Source organism: Streptomyces violaceoruber, from assembly GCF_033406955.1.
Taxonomy (GTDB): domain Bacteria; phylum Actinomycetota; class Actinomycetes; order Streptomycetales; family Streptomycetaceae; genus Streptomyces; species Streptomyces violaceoruber.
Window position 1 is genome coordinate 8,129,604 of record NZ_CP137734.1, and the last position, 15,781, is coordinate 8,145,384.

Genomic DNA, 15,781 nt, shown 5'->3' on the forward strand with positions numbered 1-15,781 from the left:
ATCGGGCGGACCGGGATCGGGCGGACCGGGGCCCGCCGGCCCGGTCGCGGCCCCCCTACGCGAGGGCCCAGGCCACGTCCCGCAGCAACGCGTGCCGCCAGCCCGCGCGGTCGTGGCCCGAGGCCGACCTGGAGACCCGCACGGTCGCACCGGCCTGTTCCGTCAGGGACTCGACGAGGGCGCAGTGGGGGAGCATCCGCCGCTCGTGTTCCCCCACGTCGAACGCGATCCGCAGCCCGGACAGGTCGGGACGCGCACGCAGCCGCGCCGCGATCGCGCCGCCGACCGGGCCGCCCAGCGGGTCCGGCAGATCCGCGGCGCCGGGCGTCCACCACAGCGACGCCGACTGACAGGCGACACGCGACACCAGCTCCGGGAACTCCAGCGCCGCGTACAGCGCGCTCAGACCCCCGAGGCTCTGCCCCGCGACCACCGTCCGGCCCGGGTCGGCCCGCACGCCGCTCCCGGCCACCAGGGGAAGCAACTCGTCCCGCACCGTCTCCCACAGCGCGGGCCGGCACCCGAACTCGGCGCCGCGGTCCCCGGCCGGGAGGAAGACCAGGGTGACCGGAGGCATCTCGCCGCTCGCGACGGCCGAGTCGAAGGCGGACGTCGCCGGGTGCAGGTACAGCCAGTCGTCCCCGTCGAGCAGCAGGACCACCGGCCCGCCCCCGCCCACCGGATGGACCCGCACGGTGCGCCGCCCGCCGAGCCGCTCGCTGGTCCAGCGCAGCCGGACGCGGGGCAGGGGCAGGACGTCGCCGGCGCCGACCAGGGGCCAGTGCGGCTGGGCCGGGGCGTCCGGGGTCGCGGCGACGGAGCGCTCGCCGCCCGCGCCCGCGGGGTTGTACGGGTCGGCGTACGCCTCCTCGCCCACGACGAACCGGTACGTCACCCGCAGCCGCGGCGGCATGCGCACCTCGGCGTACCAGCAGTCCGTGTCGCGCCAGCGCCGCAGGGGCACCGGCGCCGACCAGCTCTCGAAGACGATGCTCGCCGCCCGGGGTCCGCGCCGCAGGAACAGGGTCGTCCACCCGTCGCCGTCGGGTATCGACCGCGGTGTCGTCAGACCGTCCCAGAAGGCGTCGGTGCCGGGCACGGCGGTCAGCCCGAACGGGGCGAAGGCGTCCTCCGCCCCCGCCCACCTCATGAACGTCCCCTTGTGGAGCGGAAATCCGGAAGACTAAGCTCATCGCTCATTAGGCGAGCCTAACCTAATCCACTGGGAGGTACCGGGTATGAGCACCAACCCCTTCGACGACGCCGACGGCCGCTTTCTGGTCCTGGTGAACGACGAGGGCCAGCACTCGCTCTGGCCGGCCTTCGCGGCGGTGCCGGGCGGATGGACGACCGTGTTCGAGGAGAACACCCGGGACGCCTGCCTGGCCTACGTCGAGGCCAACTGGACCGACCTGCGCCCACGTTCCCTCGCCCGGACCGCGGACGCCTGAGGCCGAGCCCCATCACGCGTCGCCCGTGAACTCCCAACTGCCGTGGCCGGCCCGGAGGATGTCGAAGCCGGGCACCGACCGCACGAACTCCGCCCCGCGAGGGACGGTCGCGCGTCCGCCCTCGGACACCGGCACGTGGACCTCCGCCCGCGACCCGACGGGCACGCGGACCGTCAGCCGCAGCCTCCCGTCGACGGCGGACCACGCCACGGCCGCCTCCCCGCGCACGGTGCGGATCGAGGTGCGCGCCCACTCCACCCCCGTACGGGCGTCGGGGCGCACGGTGAGGGTGCGCCACCCCGCGTCGCCCGGCCTGAGCCCGGCCACGTTCTCGTACAGCCACTGGGCCACGGTGCCCTGGAAGTAGTGGTCGCGCGAGCGGGAGTCCAGCGGCCACATCTCCCACATGGTGTCGGCACCGTTGTCGTGCCAGTAGCCCCAACCGGGGTACGTGCGTCGGGTGGCCACGGCATGGGCGACGTCCGGGCGGCCGTGGGCGCACAGGACCCGCAGCAGCACGCTCGTGCCCAGGGCGCCGGTGTTGAGGTGGTTGCCGCGCTCCTCGATGTCGGCGACCAGGCTCTCCAGCACCGTGGCCCGCGCTCCTGGCGGCACCAGCCCGAACGCCAGCGGTATCGCGTTGGACGTCTGCCGGTAGTCCGGGTCCTTGGCCGTGCGGTAGTGCCCGTCCGGTCCGAGGAACGCCTCGTTGAACGCCTTCCGCAGTTCCTCGGCGGCGGCCCGGTAGCGGCCGGGGACATCGTTGTCGCCGGGCAGCCCGGTCAGCGCCTCGCCCAGCTCCGCCGTGTGCAGCAGCGCCCGGTACAGGTACGCCGTCGCGGTCAGCCGGGTGTCCTCGGGCGGGTTGCCGCCGTAGCCGGGTGCCAGGTAGTCACCGAGAGCGGTGACGGCCAGGCCGTCCCGCAGTCGGCCGAGTTCCCAGTCCAGATAGCGGGTGAGGGTCTCCCAGTGCTCCCGGGCCGCACGCTCGTCCCCGTACACCCGGTACAACTCGCGCACCACGAAGGGATACACGGTCGTCCACTCGGGCGAGGGCCCGAGGTCGCCGTAGCCCCAGCCGCCGCTGGGCACGATCACGGGGAGCTGTCCGTCGTCGTTCTGGCTGTCGGCGAGGTCGCCGAGCCACTTGGACAGGAAGCGCTGCATCCCGAAGGCGTACGTCATGACCGGCGTGCCCAGCTGGGCGTCGCCCGTCCAGCCGTTCTTCTCGTACATCGGCGTATCGGTGGGGATGCCGTGCAGGTTGTTCAGGACGGTGCGCCGCATGGCCCGGTCGAGCCACTCGTAGAACGGCTCCGAGCAGGAGAACGAGCTGACCTCGTCCACGCGGGAGTGCACCAGCCGTCCCAGTACGTCCTCCGGGGCGGGCCGCGCGGGCAGGCCGTGGACCTCGACGTACCGGAAGCCCTTGTACGAGAAGCTGGGCTCCCACACCTCCTCGTCCCGGCCGGCGCACACGTACTCGTCGGTCTGGAAGCGGCCCGGCACGTGCCCGGTCTCGGCGTGCACACTGCCGTCGTCCTCGAGCTTCTCGCCGTGGACGAGGCGGACCACCGTGCCCTCGGCGGCCCCGCGCACGGTCAGCCGGGTCCAGCCGGCCATGGTGCGGCCCATGTCCACGACGTACACGCCGTCGCGCAGTTCCCCGACGGCCTTCGGGCGGACGGTGTCGACGATCCCGATCGGGTCGTGCGGCTGCGCGCGGAGCGTGCCGCCCGGCGCCTCGCGCACTCCGGCCGACCGCCACCCCGAGTCGTCGAACCCGGCCCGGGACCAGCCCTCGGGTGCCCGCCGGGCGTCGTAGGTCTCCCCTGCGTACAGGGAGTTGGACAGGGTGGGACCCTCGGTGATGCGCCAGTCGCCGTCCGTGGCGACGGTGGTGCGGGTCCCGTCCGGGTGGTCGATCTCCAACTGCGCGAGCAGCCGGGGCTCGCCGTGCCACGGCGCGCGGTGCCAGTTCCAGACGTTGGGCGTCGTCATGCCGTAGAAGCCGCGCCCGACGGCGACCCCGATGGCGTTCTCGCCGCTCCGCAGCAACTCCGTCACGTCGTGGACGGCGTACAGCACCGTCTCGTCGTAGTCGGTGAATCCGGGGTCGAGAACCTGGTCGCCGACGCGCCGACCGTTGATCTCCGCCTCGTAGTAGGCGAGCCCGCTGATGTGCAGGCGTGCGCGTGCGACGCGGCCGTGGACGGTGAAGGAGCGGCGCAGCAGCGGGGCCGGCGCCTCGGGGCCGATGACGGTGACGTTGCCGCCCCAGGGCCCCTGGCCGTAGGGGGCCAGTACGGCGGCCGGTTCCCAGTCGCCGTCGTCGAACCGAGGCCCTTCCCAGCCCTCTTGCGCCGTGCCGCTGGTCCGCCAGCCGTCGCCGGTGCGCAGTTCACGGGTGCGTCCGTCCTCCGTCTCGACCAGGAGGCGGGCGAGGAAACCGCCGGGGTTCACACTGGCCCCGGGCCGGTTGGTGGCGAGGGCGGCGACGAGGATCGCGCCGTCGGCGGAGCGTGCCTGCTCGGTCACGTCAGCGGTGCGGCCGGTGCGCCAGCCGTCGGTCTGCAACGGTGCGTGGAGCACCTGTTGCCCGCCGACGTAGAGGGTGAAGTCGTCGTCGGCCGTGGCACTCACCACCGCACGCTTCACCACGGAGCCCGCGGGCAGGGTGAGCGTGGCGCGGAACCGGCGTTCGCCCTCCGGGGCGTCCGAGGCGGTCGCGCCGGGGGACCAGATCCAGGATGCGCCGTCCAGGGACGGCGGCGCGGGCGGTTCCCCGGCGCCGATCCAGCGTGCCCGCCAGCCGTCGGCCGGCAGCGAGGTCTCCCACCAGCGGGTCTCGCTCCAGCGGGAACGGCGTCCGGCGGCGTCCCAGACCCGGACCTGCCAGTGGTAGCGGGTGCGGGGGAGCAGCGCGGGCCCGCCGTAGGGGATGCCGACGCTGCGGTCGGAGGCGACCTTGCCGGAGTCCCACACCGTGCGGGTGCGCGGGCCCCGGCCACCGGAGTCCCGGGTGACCCGGACGTGGTAGGCGGTCTGCCGGGCACCGTGCCCGGGGGCGGCCAGCTCCCAGGAGAGCCGCGGGCGTTCGACGTCCGTGCCGAGCAGGTTCTCCGTGTACTCGACGCCGGTCCGCACGACGCGCAGACCGGTCCCGGTCGTCCCCGTCTTCGCCGGGCCGTCTCCCGTTCCGGAGCCGGCCGCCGCGACCGCGCCGCGGCCGGTCAGCGCCGTGACGCCCGCGACACCCGCGGTCGTCACGGTGCCGCGGAGGAAGACTCTCCGGTTCCACCCCTCGGTTCCGTTCCCGGTGGACTCCCCGGTCGATCCCTCGGTCGATCCCTCGGTTGTTTCCTCGCTCATGTGGGTCCGCCTTTGCGCTTGAAACGTTTCAACCGCTCGCTTCACGATCCTATGCACCCGCTGTGGACCGCATCAAGGGATGTGACGACGGTTGCCGAGCGCTCAGTCCTCCGCGTCGAGCCGGGCCAGCCGTGCCGTCACGTCGTCCGCGAGACGGGTGAGCAGACGCGTGAGGTCCTCGCGGTCCTGCGGCGGCCAGTCGGCGAGCGCCTCGGCGAACCAGCCGAGCAGGGACGTCATGTACCGGTTGGCGGCGTCCAGCCCGTCCCCGGTCGGTTCGATGAGGCTCGCGCGGCGGTCGTGGGGATCGGCGACCCGGCGTACCAGACCGCGCTTCTCCAGCGCCTGCACCTGGCGGGTGACGTGCGGGCCCACTACCTGCATCCGGTCGGCGATCTCGCCGATCCGCAGCGGCTGGTCGGCCGTGCGCAGGGTCACCAGCACGCCCATGGCGGGGCGGTCCAGGGCGAGTCCGGCCGCCTCGGCGGCGCGTTCCGTGAGCCGCCCCTTGTTGAACGCGGCACTGAGCTGGGTGAGTCGGGGCAGCACGGTGAGCAGGTCGTCGTGCGGATCGTCCGGTCCGGCGGGTTCGGCGGCTTCGGGGGTCATGAGGTCTCCATTTGCATACCTGACTTAGGTATCTATATCGTGGGGGGTGGCCGGTGTCCGGGAGGGCGCCGTATGGCCGCCATAAAGATACCTAAGGTACGTATGTATGTCGCTCGCGCGACACGTGCCTCCGTCTTCCCGGGTTTCGTCCCGGTGGAAGGGTGAGAAGCCATGGTCCACACATCCCGTCCCGCTCGCCGCGTACTGATCTCCGGGGCAAGTATCGCGGGCCCCGCGCTCGCGCACTGGCTCGACCGGTACGGCTTCGAGGTGACCGTCGTCGAGAAGGCGGCCGCCGTCCGCGGGGGCGGCTACGCGATCGACGTGCGCGGCACGGCCCGCGAGGCCGTCGACCGCATGGGTCTGCTGCCGGCGCTGACCGAGGCGCACGTCGACAGTCAGCGGATCACCTTCGTGGACGCGGCGGGGGAGACGGTCGGCTCGCTCCAGCCCGAGCAGCTGACCGGGGGAGAGGCGGGGGTCGACCTCGAGGTCCGGCGCGGCGACCTGGCCGACGCGCTCTACGCCCCGCTGCGGGATCGGGTCGAGTTCCTCTTCGAGGACTCGATCGCCACCCTCGACGACACCGGCGACGCCGTGCACGTCGTCTTCGACAGCGGCCTGCGCCGCACCTTCGACCTCGTGGTCGGCGCGGACGGACTGCACTCGAACACGCGCAGGCTGGTCTTCGGGCCCGAGGAGCCGTTCCACCGCTACCTCGGACACGTCTTCGCGGGCTTCACGCTGCCGAACGAGTTCGGACTCGCACACGAGGCCGTCATCTGGAACGAACCGGGGCGCAGCGCCGTCCTCTACGCCCACGAGCCCGCCGGCCGGCTGCACGGCTTCCTCACCTTCACCCGCGAAGCCCCGCCCTTCGACGCCTTCCGTGACCCCCGCGCCCAGCGGGACCTGGTGGCGGCGCGCTTCCCCGAGCGGGTCTGGCACCTGCCGCGGCTGGTCGAGGGCATGCGCGAGGCCGACGACCTCTTCTTCGACATCGTGAGCCAGATCCACCTGCGCACCTGGTCCCACGGGCGTGTCGTCCTCGCCGGCGACGCCGCGCACGCCACGTCGTTCATCTCCGGCCAGGGGTCGAGCGTCGCGCTCGTCGGTGCGTACGTCCTGGCCGGCGAACTGGCCGCGCACGCGGACCACACGGAGGCCTTCGCCGCCTACGAGCGCAGGATGCGTCCCTTCGCCGAGCGCAACCAGGCGCTGGCCACCAGCGGCGGCTCGGCGGTCACCCCGGCGACACGGCAGGAGTTGGAAGCGCGCAACGCCCTGCTGCGCGATCCGGAGGCGGCGGCGCGGGCCATGGTGACCACGAGCGCCCGGGAAGGGCGCGCCGCCCACTCCTCCCTGGAACTGCCCGACTACCGGCCGTCCGCCTGAGGGGGACGCGGACCCGCCTGTGACCGCCAGCCGTGCAGGAGCAGGTCGAACACCGTCTCCACGGTCGCCCGGGGATCGTGCCGTCCCGTGGTCAGGGCGGGGATCTCCAGGACGAACCGGGCCAGCGCCGCGCACGCCGAATCGTCCGGCTCCCGGTCGAGTTCCTCCGCGATCACGGTGCTCAGAGTGTCGGCGTGTCGCATCCACATGCGCTCCGAGTACTCGCGGAGCGCCGGCGTGTCGCTGACCAGGGCGGTGAAGCGCGCCCGGCGCGGATCGGTCACGATCGGCACCCAGGACTCCAGGGCGTGTGCCCGGAGTGCCTCGACCACGCCCTGGCCGTCGGGCCGTTCCCGCACGGCGGCGGCCAGCGCGGCGTCGACTTCCTGCTCGCGGTCGAAGACCAGCGACTCCTTGCTCGGAAAGTGCGCGAAGAGGGTCGTCGTCGAGACATCGGCCCGCTCGGCGACGTCGCGGACGCTGACCCGGTCGAAACCGTGCTCCAGGAACAGCTGCAGGGCGGCGTCGGCGATGGCCTGCCTGGTCGCCGCCTTCTTGCGCTCGCGGCGGCCTGGGGTCGGTGAGTCGGGCATGGCGCCACTCTAACGCACGACTGGAACGACACAGGAACTGAACCCGAACCGTAAGTGCTGTGACTAAAAAACTGGAACAGTTGCAGTTTCTCACTCGTTTCTGCTTTGGTGGTTTCCACGGGGGACCCGCCAACGGAAGGAAGCCACCATGAACTCTCCGACACCCGCCGCCGCGCGGATCAGCATCATCGGTGCGGGCCCGGGAGGGCTCACCTGCGCACGTGTGCTGCGCCGGCACGGCATCGCGGTGACGGTGTACGACCGCGATCCGGACGCCGCCTCCCGCGACCAGGGAGGCTCGCTCGACCTGCACGAGGAGGACGGTCAGCTCGCGCTCCGCGAAGCGGGCCTGCTGGAGGAGTTCTTCGCGCTCGCCAGGTGCGAGAGCCAGGAGGAGCGCCGCTTCGACACCGCGGGGCGGCTCCTCGGGCGCCGGCTGCCGGACGAGGGCGAGACGGCCCGCCCGGAGATCGACCGCGGCCAGCTCCGGGGACTCCTGCTGGAATCTCTGGACGCCGGGACGGTGCGGTGGGGACACGGCCTGGAATCGGTGAGCGGGCCTGCCGAAGGTCCGCGGACGCTCACCTTCACCGACGGGAGCACCGTGGAGACGGACCTCGTGATCGGAGCGGACGGCGCCTTCTCCCGCGTCCGCGCGGCGGTGTCCGACGCGGTACCGCGCTACACCGGGGTCGGCTTCCTCGAGGCCTGGTTCGACGACATGGAATCCGCGCACCCGGAGCTGTCCGAACTGGTCGGCCGGGGCAGCGCCCACGTGGCCGACGGACAGCGGGGCCTGTTCGCGCAGCGGAACAGTGGTGGGCACATGCGCGTCTACGTCATGCGGAGGGTCGCCCTGGACTGGATGACGGCGAGCGGGCTGCGTCCGGACGACACCGACGGCATCCGGGCCCGGCTCCTCGCCGAGTACGCCGGCTGGTCACCCCGGATACTCCGGATGATCACCGAGAACGACGGCCCGTACGTCGACCGTCCGCTCTTCGCCCTGCCGGTGCCGCACACCTGGCGGCCCACGCCGGGCGTGACCCTGCTGGGCGACGCCGCGCACCTCATGCCCCCGCTCGGCGTCGGAGTCAACCTCGCCATGCTCGACGGCGCGGAACTCGCGCTCGCCCTCGCGGCGTCCGCCACCGTCGACGATGCCGTGCGCACCTACGAGAAGACGATGCTTCCGCGCTCGGCCGAGATCGCCGGCATGCTCGAGGGCGGTGCCGGCTTCCTGCTGGAGGAGCCGGACGCCGAAGACCTCGCGCGGCTCGGTGCGCCCGGAGCGGACGGCGGACCCGGCGAGTGACGCGGGCCCGGACCGCTGTGCCTGCCCGGGGAGCGGGGCCCGCCCGGCCGGTAGGGTCGAGCCCATGGATGCGCTCCTGCCGTTCGTGCTCCTCGCCGGTGGCCTCGCCGCGGTCCTCGGCAGCTTCACCTGGCTGGCGTCGCGCGTGCGCCGCCGGGGCCTGGCGGGCGGGGCGATGGGCGCGGCCCTCGCCTCCTACGAGGAGGCGTTCCGCACCACGGCGTACGCCTCCCACGTCGAGATCCGCGCCCAGGCGGAACGCAGGTCCCCGCTGCTGTCGCCCGACGACTGGCGATGGGCTCCCGCCGCGCCGGACGGGACCGGTGCGGAGGCGGGCCGGACGGCCAGCCGCGGTTCTAGCCGGTCCCGACGCGGCCGGGCCCGCTGGTTCCGCCGCCGGCGCGGCCCCCTCGCGACCGGGCACTCCGGTGGGCACGAGGGGGCGGGCGGGCCGGACGGGTCCTAACAGCTCAGGTTGCCGCCGGGCTCGACACCGAGGAGCTGGGTGAAGCGCTCGTAGTTGTCGATCCGGCTCTGGACCTGCCCGGGATTGCCCCCGTCGCACTCCAGGCTGCCGTTGATGGACCGGATGGTCTCGCCGAACCCGGCGCCGTTGACCATGGCGTCGTGCGGGGTCATGGTGCCGGGTCCGGTCTGGGTGTTCCAGTACCACAGGCCCGTCTTCCAGGCCACGGCCGAGTCGTTCTGGACCAGGTCGGGGTTGTTGAGCAGATCGATGCCGAGGGCGTCCCCGGCGGCCTTGTAGTTGAAGTTCCAGCTCAGCTGGACGGGCCCGCGCCCGTAGTACTTGTCGTTGCCGGCCGGGCAGCCGTACGGCTGGGACGCGTCGCAGTAGTGCGGGTAGTTGGCGGTGTTCTGCTCCACCACGTACACCAGCCCGCCGGTCTCGTGGCCGACGTTGGCGAGGAAGGCGGCGGCCTCCTGCTTCTTCACGGTGTCGCTGCCGGTGTTCGAGAACCCCGGGTAGGCGCTGAGCGCGGCGGTGAGGCCGCTGTAGGTGTAGAAGGAGTTCCGGCTCGGGAACATTTGGTCGAACTGGGCTTCGCTGACCACGAATTCGGCGGCGGCGGTCCGGGTGTCGGACTTCTCGGCGACGGCCGACGGCGCCATGGTCAGCGTGCACAGGGCGGCGGCCGCACCGGTGGCGGCCAGCAGCGCGAGCTTGCGGTGCTGCACGGTATCTGCTCCTGCTCGATGGTAGGGAGGGTCGGGGGGAGGGCGGAGGCGGCGGGCGGAGGGGGAGCGGCCGTGCACCCTCGAAGAGGGTGCGACCGCTCCCCGGACCGCTCCGACCGGCCCGTCAGCCGCCGACGTTGACGTCGATGCAGGCGTAGAACGCGTTGGACGTGTCGGCGACGTTCCACACGGCCAGGACCTTCTGCTGTCCGGTGAGTCCGCCGAAGTCGACCTGGTGGTTCACGACCGAGCCCGGCTTCGCGCCGCCGTCGTCGAACAGTGCGATCCGCTGACCTCCGACGTAGTACTCCCAAGTGCTGGTGGCGTGCTGCGCGGTGAGCCGCCACGAGAACGTCGTGGTCTTCGACACCGGGGTGACCTGCCAGCCCTTGCTGTCGTCGTCCAGCTCCGCGAAGCGGCTGTTGCCGCCACTGCAACTGGTCAGGCCCTTGGGGCCCTCGACGCTCTGGGGCTCGTACGTGATGTCGCCGCAGGACACCGTGCCCGCGGCGCACTGGGCCTGGCGGCTGGGCGGGTCGGAGATGTAGCCGTGCGCGCTCGCCGAGGAGGCGGGCAGGCTCACGGCCACGACAGGGGCGAGGACCGCGCCGATCAGGGCAGCGGTCTTCCGACGTGCGTGCATGGGAACTCCTTCACATCCGGCCGTCCCAGGGCACGCGCGGCCGTGTGTGGGGGGACCGCGCGCACGCCGAGTACGGCCTCTCGTGGGTGGGGCCAGGAGGCGCGAAGGTGACGCGCACTCACCGTCCCCGCCGGGGCGTGGGACCCCCGGCAGGGCTCAACTCCGTAAACGGAGCGGCGAGTTCTGTTGGACTAGACCATACAAGCGGTCGACGTGACCGTGTCAAGAGTGTGTCAACGGCGGTGTCCGTCGCGCGGGGTTGCGGGGGTTGTCTCGCGGAGTGGGCTCACTCGGCTTCGAGTCGGCCGAGGGGATGGGCCGTTCCGGCCAGGGTCCTGCGCGCCGCCGTCCAGTCGGTGCTGTCGACGCCGAGGGTGTGGCGGAGGTGGGCCAGGGGCACCCGTCGGACCACGGCGACGTGGGCGGCGGGGTTCTCGTCGGTGGTCTCCGCGGCCTCGTAGCCGGAGATCCCGCCGAGGAAGTGTTCCGCTGCGAAGAGGGTGAGGGGGCTCCTCCGGCCGGGGCTCAGGACGTACGGATCGACCGTCCAGGCCGCGCCGGGCCTGTAGAGCAGGACCATCGTCGGACTCGTGCCGTACGCGGCCGGCGGCCGGGCCACGCCCGAACTGCTCGACCGGTTGTCCATCGAGCGGGAGCGTGTCGAGGGCCGCATCGCCGAACCGGTCGGCACCCGGGGCCGGCCGGACTCCGTCATCACCGGCGCCACGGGGAACCTCCGCACCGGCCGGCCCTGCCGCGCCGGGATCTCCTGAGGGACCTCCTGAAGCAGACCGGCACCTCTCCCCGGGTCCCCCGGCGTCGTCGGACCGGAGGCCGGGAGGCCGGGAGGTCGGGAGGTCGGGAGGTCGGGAGGCCCGGTGGACCGGAGGCCCGGAGGCCCGGAAAGCTTCGGCCGTTACCCTGCACACCGTGATCAACTTGCCTGTGCCCCATGACGAAACCGGTGCGCGTCACGACGACACCGAAGTCGCGATCGCCGCCGCGCGGGCCGGCGCCGAGACCGTGCGAGCCCGCCACGGACGGCGGCTGACCCGGTTCGACAAGGGCGGCGGGGACTTCGCCACCGACGCGGACGTGGCCGCCGAGGAGGCGATCCTCGGCGTCATCCGTGCCGCGCGGCCCCACGACGCGACATGCGGTGAGGAGAGCGGGCGGCGGGGAGCGGCCGACGCGGCACGCCAGTGGCTGGTGGATCCCCTGTGCGGCACGCTCAACTACGCCGCGGGCACCATGGCGGTGGCCGTCAACGTGGCGCTGCGCGGCGGCCCGGCGGCCGTGGCCGACCCCTTCGGCGGCGAGGTCCTCTTCACCGACGGCGAGACCGCCCGGGTCCGGCGCGACGGCCACGACACACCGCTGGCGCCCAGTGCGGCCACCCGGCTGGTCGACGTGAACCTGGACCCGCCCTTCCCGGGCGCGCCCGCGTTCCGGGCGGTCGACCTGATCGCCCACCCCGGCTTCGTGCGGCGCCTGCGGCCGCGGGTCCTGTCCACGACCCTGGCCCTGGCCTGAGTCGCGGCCGGTAAGCGCGCCGCCTACGTCACCGACGGCACCGGCCTGACCGAAAGCGTGCACTTCGCCGCCGGCATCGCGCTGTGCCGGGCGGTCGGCTGCGTCGTCACCGGAGTCGACGGCGCGCCCGTCGGACCCGCCTGCCGCGGTCTCGTGGCGGCCGCCGACGCCGGGACGCACGCGCTGTTGCTGTCGCTGATACGTGAGGGCCGTCCCCGGTAGGGCCGACCGGGTAGAGGATGCCCCCTTCGGTGCCGCCCGCCCGGGAAACGACCTCACCGCTGCTAGTTTCGCCAGCCGTCGGACGAATGCGGACGTCCCGGTCGGATGCGGGCGCCGCCTGCGGAGGGAGTACGGGTGACTGGTGTGCGAGAGGAAGCGTCGGGGACGGGTGCCCCGTTCGGGCGGAGGACCTTCATGGCGTCGGCCGTCGTGGCGGCCGCCGCGTCCGTCCCGGCCGCCGCACCCGCCCTTGCGGCCGGGCTGCCGGAGGCCGCCGCGCCGGGCTGCCGGTCCGTGGCGCGCCTGCTCGCGGTCCCGGAGAGCGGGCGCGGTGTCGACTGGCTCAGAGAGGCCCTTCAGGTCGCCGTAGCACTCGAACTCGCCACCATCCCGCCCTACCTGTGCGGATGGTGGTCCGTGGGCGACCGCACGAGCCACGTCGCACGGCTGATCCGGCGCATCATCGGCGACGAGATGTACCACATGGGCGTCGTCTGCAACCTGCTGGTGGCGGTGGGCGGCCGGCCGCGGATCACGGACGCCGCCCTCGCCTACCCCGGCCCGCTGCCCGGCGGCGTGCGCGAGGAGGTGAACGTCTATCTCTCGGGCCTCAACAGGCCCTTCGTGCGCGACGTGATGATGGCCGTCGAAGCCCCGGAGGTCCCCCTGGCCCGCGGCGCGAACAACTCGCCCGGCATCGGCCACTTCTACGACGGCCTGCTGCGCGCCTTCAGGGCCACGGCACCGCCACTGTCGGCCGGCGGGCAGTTGTCCCAGCGCATCGGCTCCGACGTCCTGGAGCCCGTGACCGACCTCGACGGCGTCGAGCGGGCTGTTGAGATCATCAAGGAACAGGGAGAGGGCACCGCCAGCTCTCCCGAAGACGCCTTCGGCGACGACTACCCGGCCCACTACTACGCCTTCGGCGAGATCTACCACGGCCGGCAACTGCGCCGGGAGGACGACGGCTGGCGGTTCACCGGCGCACCCGTGCCCTTCCCCGACGCGCGCCCCATGGCCCGGGTCCCGGCCGGTGGCTGGCCCGGTCCCTCGCAGCGGGTCGGGGACCTCCTCGACCGTTTCGACACCGCCTACGCCAAGGTGCTCGGCACCCTCGAGGCGGCCTGGGCGCACGGCGACGCACGCACCCTGGGCTCGGCCGTCCGGACGATGCGCGCACTGGAGGGCCCCGCCGTGGAGCTGATGGAAACCGGCATCCCGGGCGGCCGGGGCACCTACGGCCCCCAGTTCCGCCCGCCGGGCGCGTGACGCCGGACGGCCCGAGCCGAGCCGGCCCGCGCGGCAGGGCGCGCCCCACCGGCTACCGGATCTGCATGATCTGGATCAGGTTTCCGCAGGTGTCGTCGAGGACCGCCGTGGTGACCGCGCCCATCTCCATCGGCTCCTGGGTGAAGTGCACCCCGAGCGAGCGCAGCCGGTCGTGCTCCGCCCGTACGTCGTCCACGGCGAAGGAGGCGGCCGGGATGCCGTCCTGGGCCAGCGCCGTCCGGTACGGCGCCACCGCGGGGTGACCGGACGGTTCGAGCAGCAGCTCGGTCCCGTCGGGAGCCTCGGGCGAGACCACGGTCAGCCACCGGTCCCCACCCGCCCCCACCGGCACGTCGTGCTTCTTCAGGAAGCCCAGGGTCTCGGTGTAGAAGCGCAGCGCGTGCGCCTGATCGTCGACGAAGACGCTGGTGAGGTTGATCTTCATGGGGTCATCTCCGGTGCGTGGGTTCCGGGCGGTCGGATCACGAGGTGCTCGGGCGGGCCGGAACCCTGCTGACTCTCCGGACCCTCCGGGACATCACCTGCCTATCAAGGGCCCGCGTGTCCGGCAACGGCCCAGACCTCGGCCAGGGCCGAGGTGGTGAGCACCCGGCCGGGCCGGCCCTGTCCCGTCAGGGTGCCCGCGCGGAGCAGGAGACAGGCCTCGGCCGAGCGCGCGGCCTCCAGGTCGTGGGTGGCGTGCACGACCGTCACGCCGTCGGCCACCAGGTCCGTCAGGAGAGCGGTGATGCGCTGTCTGGCCTCCGGGTCGAGGCCGGTGGTCGGTTCGTCCAGGAGGAGCAGGTCGGACTGCTGGGCGAGTCCCTGGGCGACGAGGGCGCGCTGCCGCTGTCCGCCCGACAGCTCCCCGAGCTGACGCGGCGCGAGGTCCGCGATGCCGAGCCGGTCCAGGGCCGAGTCCACGATCAGCCGGTCCCGGCGGTTCAGCCGGCGCCAGGGGCCGCGCTCGGCCCACCGACCCATCTCCACGGTCTGCCGGACGGTCAGCGGCAGGGCGTCCGCGACGGCGCCGCGCTGCGGTACGAAGGCGGGCGGCCGCTCGCCGCCCCGGTGCAGGTCTCCCGATGTCGGGCGGATCACACCGGCCAGCACGCCGAGGAGTGTCGACTTGCCGCTGCCGTTCGGCCCGACCAGAGCCGTGACGGCCAATGCCGGTATCTCGCAGGTGAGTTGCCTCAGGACCGGTCGTCCCGGGTAGCCGGCGCACAGCTCGGTCAGACGTACTCCTGACGCCCGTCCGGGCACGGCGGGGGGCGAGGGGCGGGATTTGTTGAACATGATTTTCATTGTAGTGTCCTCCGCATGGATTGGTTGACGGCCCCGTTCGAAGTGACGTTTGTGCAAAGAGCCTTGTGGGGCGGCATCCTGGTGTCCGCCATCTGCGCCCTGGCCGGCACCTGGGTCGTGCTCAGGGGGATGGCCTTCCTGGGCGACGCCATGTCGCACGGACTGCTGCCCGGGGTGGCGCTGGCCGCCCTGCTCGGCGGCAACCTGCTGCTGGGAGCGGTGGCCAGCGCTGCCGTCATGGCCGCGGGCGTCACCGCGCTCGGGCGCACCCCGAGACTCTCCCAGGACACCGGCATCGGCCTGCTCTTCGTCGGCATGCTCTCGATCGGTGTGATCATCGTGTCGCGTTCGCAGTCCTTCGCCGTGGACCTGACCGGCATCCTGTTCGGCGACGTCCTCGCCGTCCGCGAGCAGGACCTGCTCGTACTGGGCGGGGCACTGCTGGTGGCGCTGCTCGTCTCCGTGCTCGGCCACCGGGCCTTCCTCGCCCTCGCGTTCGACCCGCGCAAGGCCCACACCCTCGGACTGCGCCCGCGGCTCGCCCACGCGGTGCTCCTCGTCCTGCTGGGCCTCGCGATCGTGGCCTCCTTCCACATCGTCGGCACGCTCCTCGTCCTCGGCCTGCTCATCGCGCCGCCGGCCGCGGCCCTGCCCTGGGCGCGCGGCGTCCGCGGCGTCATGGCCCTCGCGGCACTCCTCGGCGTCACCGCCACGTTCGGCGGACTGCTCCTGTCCTGGCACCTGAGCACCGCCGCCGGCGCGACCGTCTCGGCCGTCGCGGTGGCCCTGTTCTTCCTCTCCCACACGGCGTCCGGCCTGCGGCACCTCCGTACGCGCCCCGCCACCCCCCACCCGACAGTCGACTGAAGGAATC

General features: G+C 73.0%; 16 protein-coding genes and 1 pseudogene. 8 read left to right on the plus strand and 9 right to left on the minus strand.

Annotation, left to right across the window (positions count from 1 at the left end; genetic code table 11):
* Positions 1 to 55: 55 nt before the first annotated feature.
* Positions 56 to 1,150, minus strand: coding sequence for an alpha/beta fold hydrolase (locus tag R2E43_RS36680; RefSeq protein WP_030862637.1), 1,095 nt, complete (start codon positions 1,148 to 1,150; stop codon positions 56 to 58).
* Positions 1,151 to 1,238: 88 nt separating this feature from the next.
* On the opposite strand from R2E43_RS36680, the gene R2E43_RS36685 reads away from it, so the two are divergent.
* Positions 1,239 to 1,451, plus strand: coding sequence for an MbtH family protein (locus R2E43_RS36685; RefSeq protein ID WP_003978376.1), 213 nt, complete (start codon positions 1,239 to 1,241; stop codon positions 1,449 to 1,451).
* 12 nt (positions 1,452 to 1,463) lie between these two features.
* On the opposite strand, the gene R2E43_RS36690 is transcribed toward R2E43_RS36685, so the two are convergent.
* Positions 1,464 to 4,823, minus strand: a complete 3,360-nt coding sequence (locus R2E43_RS36690) for a glycoside hydrolase family 78 protein (RefSeq protein ID WP_030862635.1) — start codon at positions 4,821 to 4,823, stop codon at positions 1,464 to 1,466.
* A gap of 102 nt (positions 4,824 to 4,925) precedes the next feature.
* On the minus strand, positions 4,926 to 5,432 hold the full coding sequence (locus R2E43_RS36695) for a MarR family winged helix-turn-helix transcriptional regulator (protein WP_003978378.1): 507 nt from the start codon (positions 5,430 to 5,432) through the stop codon (positions 4,926 to 4,928).
* Between the two features lie 171 nt (positions 5,433 to 5,603).
* Here R2E43_RS36695 and R2E43_RS36700 point away from each other — a divergent pair, with 171 nt between their 5' ends.
* Complete coding sequence (locus R2E43_RS36700; RefSeq protein ID WP_003978379.1) at positions 5,604 to 6,827, plus strand: FAD-dependent monooxygenase; 1,224 nt, start codon at positions 5,604 to 5,606, stop codon at positions 6,825 to 6,827.
* Here the strand turns inward: R2E43_RS36700 and R2E43_RS36705 are convergent.
* On the minus strand, positions 6,809 to 7,420 hold the full coding sequence (locus tag R2E43_RS36705) for a TetR/AcrR family transcriptional regulator (RefSeq protein WP_003978380.1): 612 nt from the start codon (positions 7,418 to 7,420) through the stop codon (positions 6,809 to 6,811). The genes R2E43_RS36700 and R2E43_RS36705 overlap by 19 nt on opposite strands.
* 148 nt (positions 7,421 to 7,568) lie before the next feature.
* On the opposite strand from R2E43_RS36705, the gene R2E43_RS36710 reads away from it, so the two are divergent.
* Together R2E43_RS36710 and R2E43_RS36715 are read left to right on the plus strand one after the other, a co-directional pair.
* The gene (locus R2E43_RS36710) at positions 7,569 to 8,735 is read left to right on the plus strand and encodes an FAD-dependent oxidoreductase (protein WP_003978381.1); all 1,167 of its coding nucleotides are present in this window, start codon (positions 7,569 to 7,571) and stop codon (positions 8,733 to 8,735) included.
* A gap of 64 nt (positions 8,736 to 8,799) precedes the next feature.
* A complete protein-coding gene (locus tag R2E43_RS36715) occupies positions 8,800 to 9,201 on the plus strand; it encodes a hypothetical protein (RefSeq protein WP_003978382.1) in 402 nt (133 codons plus the stop codon).
* Here R2E43_RS36715 and R2E43_RS36720 read toward each other — a convergent pair.
* The 3 genes from R2E43_RS36720 to R2E43_RS36730 form a co-directional block, all read right to left on the minus strand.
* Positions 9,198 to 9,932 (minus strand): chitinase, encoded by a 735-nt coding sequence (locus tag R2E43_RS36720; protein ID WP_011027151.1) that lies wholly within the window; start codon positions 9,930 to 9,932, stop codon positions 9,198 to 9,200. The two genes, R2E43_RS36715 and R2E43_RS36720, sit on opposite strands and share 4 nt — an antisense overlap.
* A 124-nt stretch (positions 9,933 to 10,056) precedes the next feature.
* The gene (locus tag R2E43_RS36725; RefSeq protein WP_003978384.1) at positions 10,057 to 10,575 is read right to left on the minus strand and encodes a lytic polysaccharide monooxygenase auxiliary activity family 9 protein; all 519 of its coding nucleotides are present in this window, start codon (positions 10,573 to 10,575) and stop codon (positions 10,057 to 10,059) included.
* Positions 10,576 to 10,861: 286 nt separating this feature from the next.
* On the minus strand, positions 10,862 to 11,155 hold the full coding sequence (locus R2E43_RS36730; protein ID WP_016325134.1) for a hypothetical protein: 294 nt from the start codon (positions 11,153 to 11,155) through the stop codon (positions 10,862 to 10,864).
* 10 nt (positions 11,156 to 11,165) lie between these two features.
* Between R2E43_RS36730 and R2E43_RS36735 the strand changes: the two genes are divergently transcribed.
* From R2E43_RS36735 to R2E43_RS36745, 3 genes and pseudogenes are all read left to right on the plus strand, one after another.
* Complete coding sequence (locus R2E43_RS36735; protein ID WP_078652962.1) at positions 11,166 to 11,348, plus strand: hypothetical protein; 183 nt, start codon at positions 11,166 to 11,168, stop codon at positions 11,346 to 11,348.
* 172 nt (positions 11,349 to 11,520) lie between these two features.
* A pseudogene (locus R2E43_RS36740) lies at positions 11,521 to 12,330 on the plus strand (inositol monophosphatase family protein).
* Positions 12,331 to 12,525: 195 nt separating this feature from the next.
* The gene (locus R2E43_RS36745; RefSeq protein ID WP_016325132.1) at positions 12,526 to 13,599 is read left to right on the plus strand and encodes a ferritin-like domain-containing protein; all 1,074 of its coding nucleotides are present in this window, start codon (positions 12,526 to 12,528) and stop codon (positions 13,597 to 13,599) included.
* Between the two features lie 52 nt (positions 13,600 to 13,651).
* On the opposite strand, the gene R2E43_RS36750 is transcribed toward R2E43_RS36745, so the two are convergent.
* Positions 13,652 to 14,044 (minus strand): VOC family protein, encoded by a 393-nt coding sequence (locus R2E43_RS36750; RefSeq protein WP_332057008.1) that lies wholly within the window; start codon positions 14,042 to 14,044, stop codon positions 13,652 to 13,654.
* Positions 14,045 to 14,148: 104 nt separating this feature from the next.
* On the minus strand, positions 14,149 to 14,907 hold the full coding sequence (aztA, locus tag R2E43_RS36755) for a zinc ABC transporter ATP-binding protein AztA (protein WP_191848929.1): 759 nt from the start codon (positions 14,905 to 14,907) through the stop codon (positions 14,149 to 14,151).
* 15 nt (positions 14,908 to 14,922) lie between these two features.
* On the opposite strand from aztA, the gene aztB reads away from it, so the two are divergent.
* Entirely contained in the window at positions 14,923 to 15,774 is an 852-nt protein-coding gene (aztB, locus tag R2E43_RS36760; protein ID WP_003978391.1) for a zinc ABC transporter permease AztB, read from the plus strand.
* Positions 15,775 to 15,781 lie beyond the last annotated feature (7 nt).

Coding starts and splice junctions, on each gene's coding strand:
- R2E43_RS36685 (WP_003978376.1), top strand. CDS start 1,239: ATGAGCACCAACCCCTTCGACGACGCCGACGGCCGCTTTCTGGTCCTG.
- R2E43_RS36700 (WP_003978379.1), top strand. CDS start 5,604: ATGGTCCACACATCCCGTCCCGCTCGCCGCGTACTGATCTCCGGGGCA.
- aztB (WP_003978391.1), top strand. CDS start 14,923: ATGGATTGGTTGACGGCCCCGTTCGAAGTGACGTTTGTGCAAAGAGCC.
- R2E43_RS36745 (WP_016325132.1), top strand. CDS start 12,526: ATGGCGTCGGCCGTCGTGGCGGCCGCCGCGTCCGTCCCGGCCGCCGCA.
- R2E43_RS36715 (WP_003978382.1), top strand. CDS start 8,800: ATGGATGCGCTCCTGCCGTTCGTGCTCCTCGCCGGTGGCCTCGCCGCG.
- R2E43_RS36695 (WP_003978378.1), bottom strand. CDS start 5,432: ATGACCCCCGAAGCCGCCGAACCCGCCGGACCGGACGATCCGCACGAC.
- R2E43_RS36730 (WP_016325134.1), bottom strand. CDS start 11,155: ATGGTCCTGCTCTACAGGCCCGGCGCGGCCTGGACGGTCGATCCGTAC.
- R2E43_RS36680 (WP_030862637.1), bottom strand. CDS start 1,150: ATGAGGTGGGCGGGGGCGGAGGACGCCTTCGCCCCGTTCGGGCTGACC.
- R2E43_RS36710 (WP_003978381.1), top strand. CDS start 7,569: ATGAACTCTCCGACACCCGCCGCCGCGCGGATCAGCATCATCGGTGCG.
- R2E43_RS36705 (WP_003978380.1), bottom strand. CDS start 7,420: ATGCCCGACTCACCGACCCCAGGCCGCCGCGAGCGCAAGAAGGCGGCG.
- R2E43_RS36690 (WP_030862635.1), bottom strand. CDS start 4,823: ATGAGCGAGGAAACAACCGAGGGATCGACCGAGGGATCGACCGGGGAG.
- R2E43_RS36725 (WP_003978384.1), bottom strand. CDS start 10,575: ATGCACGCACGTCGGAAGACCGCTGCCCTGATCGGCGCGGTCCTCGCC.
- R2E43_RS36750 (WP_332057008.1), bottom strand. CDS start 14,044: ATGAAGATCAACCTCACCAGCGTCTTCGTCGACGATCAGGCGCACGCG.
- aztA (WP_191848929.1), bottom strand. CDS start 14,907: ATGAAAATCATGTTCAACAAATCCCGCCCCTCGCCCCCCGCCGTGCCC.